Source organism: Chamaesiphon sp. GL140_3_metabinner_50 (assembly GCF_025361915.1).
In the GTDB taxonomy this organism is placed as follows: Bacteria; Cyanobacteriota; Cyanobacteriia; order Cyanobacteriales; family Chamaesiphonaceae; genus Chamaesiphon.
Window position 1 is genome coordinate 1 of the sequence record NZ_JANYJC010000370.1, and the last position, 2398, is coordinate 2398.

Sequence of the window (2398 nt, forward strand, 5' to 3'; positions counted from 1 at the left end):
GAACTCGCCTTACGCTGTGCGCCATTTAACCTGGCTCTATTTGCCAAACTGCGCTGGGAAAGTGTCTCGGTACCCAAATTAGCTGGCGATCTTGGTGTCAAATCTGGCTATACTCGCTATCCCCTCTCGGAGCTGAGTGTCGAAACAGCCACCAATTGGCTGATTCAAGTGGGCATGTTGCGGCGGGAAGTGGACGGACAAGGTTTAACCGATAGTTTTCGGTTGACACCATTAGGTTTAGAATTAGTCGAAAAATGGGAAGCGGCGGGTGGTAATCTGCCCTCAGCAAGTATCTTCGATCGCATCGGTAATTGGCGCGCGCGCTGGTTCCGCCTCCCCTTCTAATTTCACAGTAGTTCACGATCGATCTTTTAAAGTCCAGGGGATCGATCGAGCCAATCCAGCACAGCAGAAACATCAGAAAAGCCTAAAACTTCCTCGCCCAAAGTCTCTAACTCCTCGGTAGATAGAACCTGAATTCGATTTATTATCGACGGATCGATCGAGCCAAACCGTCTATTTAATAATTTCTTTGAAAATCTAAAAGCCTCCTTCTGTTCCCCTTTCTGTAAAATATCCTGATAAATAACAGACTCTTCCATAATATCCTCGCTTAATAACTGCCGATTAAATTCCAGGAGATCGTTCCCGTGAGCCTCTATGAAATAGAATCGAGCCGAGCAAGCAACCCAGAAATATCCGATAAGCCTAAAAACTCCTCACCTAAAGCTTCTAACTGTTCCGTCGATAAAACTTGAATTCGATCGATTATTGAAGCATCTATTTCCCCGAACCGTCTATTTAATAAACGTAACGTATATTTCAACGCTTCCTTCTGTTCGCCTTTTTGTAAAATATCCTGATAAATAACAGACTCTTGCATAATATCCTCGCTTAATAATTGCCGAATCAAACTCTTCTCAAACCGCAACCCCGCCAATATTTCAGTATAACCTGCCGTCTCCTGCCTGTTCTGCCGCTCCTCTATTTTAGCAACCTCGTTAGCCACCTGCGATAACAAATCTCGTGGTGAGTCAGTTTGACACAACGGAGCTAATGGTAATAAAGCCAGATTCCCTAAAAATAAACTCGCATCCTGTTCCCACATTCGTAATGCACGATAACGATGTGTGGTTGTCTCATCTGCATATTCTTGCGTCCTCGCAATCGGATCGTCCGTCTCCTGTAAAAATATTACCACCTGCAAGACGGGACATTTATATTGGCGTTTCAACCTCACTGAATAATCCAACATCCGAAAGGGAATTCCTGGTTTAGACAGTGTTAATGTTTGAAACTCAATGTGTAGAATTTGGCTGGAAGTCTGAATGAAAATTACCGAGTCAGCACGAATCGGTTCGATACTCAACTCGGTTTTTAATACTTTAACATTTCTAGCCTCATCAGCAGTCAACCATCTAACAAAATCTGCTGGATATTTTTCGGCTAACAGCTTACAGACATTATCAAAACTCATCGATCTTTAATTGTTAGGATAAATTACCTCCGCAATCGGTCAGATCGTTACAGTACGGCTCTACCCAGATAAGATTGTAATACTTCTGGTATAGCGATCGAGCCATTGGGTTGTTGATAATTTTCTAAAATTGCCGCCATCGTTCTCCCTACCGCCAATCCAGAACCGTTGAGCGTGTGGACGAATTGAGTGCCTTTTTTGCCTGTTTCTTTAAAGCGAAGATCGCCGCGTCGGGCTTGGAAATCATTAAAATTAGAACAGCTCGAAATTTCTCGATACTTACCCGCAGATGGGAGCCAGACTTCTAAGTCATAGCATTTTGCCGCACTAAAGCCGATATCGCCAGTGCAGAGTTCTAAAACTCGATATGGGAGTTTGAGAGCCTGCAAGATGGCTTCTGCATCCCTTACGAGGGCTTCGTGTTCTTGCGCGGAAGTGTCGGGATGGACGAATTTGACTAGCTCGATTTTATTGAACTGGTGGAGCCGAATCAAACCCCGCGTATCCCGCCCCGCACTTCCCGCTTCGCGGCGAAAACAGGGTGTATAGGCGCAGTGATGGATGGGGAGTCGTTCGCTATTGAGAATTTGTTCGCGATAGAGGTTGGTGACGGGAACCTCAGCAGTAGGAATCAACCATAAGTCATCTTCGGCGCATTTAAAGCTATCTTCGGCAAATTTGGGAAGTTGTCCCGTTGCGGTTAAAGAGGCGGTATTAACCAGGATCGGGGGGCTGACTTCAGTATAACCCGCCGCAATCTGCCGATCGAGCATAAAGCTTATCAAGGCACGTTCTAGAGCCGCACCCGCACCAATGAGGGTGACAAACCGACTTTGCGCGAGTTTAGCACTGCTCTCGAAATTTAAGATGCCTAATTTTTCGCCGATTTCCCAGTGGGGCAATATTTGGGGGTTAGTGGGG

General features: G+C 45.5%; 4 protein-coding genes. 1 reads left to right on the forward strand and 3 read right to left on the reverse strand.

Translation table 11 applies throughout. The features are described from left to right. Positions 1 to 345, forward strand: a 345-nt coding sequence (locus tag Q0R35_RS18125; protein ID WP_295621786.1) for an Npun_F0494 family protein, incomplete at its 5' end; no start/stop codon positions are given. Positions 346 to 371: 26 nt separating this feature from the next. Here the strand turns inward: Q0R35_RS18125 and Q0R35_RS18130 are convergent. The 3 genes from Q0R35_RS18130 to serS form a co-directional block, all read right to left on the reverse strand. Next, the gene (locus Q0R35_RS18130) at positions 372 to 602 is read right to left on the reverse strand and encodes a DUF4351 domain-containing protein (RefSeq protein ID WP_295621789.1); all 231 of its coding nucleotides are present in this window, start codon (positions 600 to 602) and stop codon (positions 372 to 374) included. A 56-nt stretch (positions 603 to 658) separates the two neighbouring features. Next, on the reverse strand, positions 659 to 1477 hold the full coding sequence (locus Q0R35_RS18135; RefSeq protein ID WP_295621792.1) for a DUF4351 domain-containing protein: 819 nt from the start codon (positions 1475 to 1477) through the stop codon (positions 659 to 661). A gap of 47 nt (positions 1478 to 1524) precedes the next feature. After that, the coding region (gene serS, locus Q0R35_RS18140; RefSeq protein WP_295621795.1) for a serine--tRNA ligase at positions 1525 to 2398 on the reverse strand (874 nt) is incomplete at its 5' end.

Bases quoted from the DNA above. Each gene is read 5' to 3' on its own strand.
- Q0R35_RS18135 (WP_295621792.1), bottom strand. From the start codon at position 1,477: ATGAGTTTTGATAATGTCTGTAAGCTGTTAGCCGAAAAATATCCAGCA.
- Q0R35_RS18130 (WP_295621789.1), bottom strand. From the start codon at position 602: ATGGAAGAGTCTGTTATTTATCAGGATATTTTACAGAAAGGGGAACAG.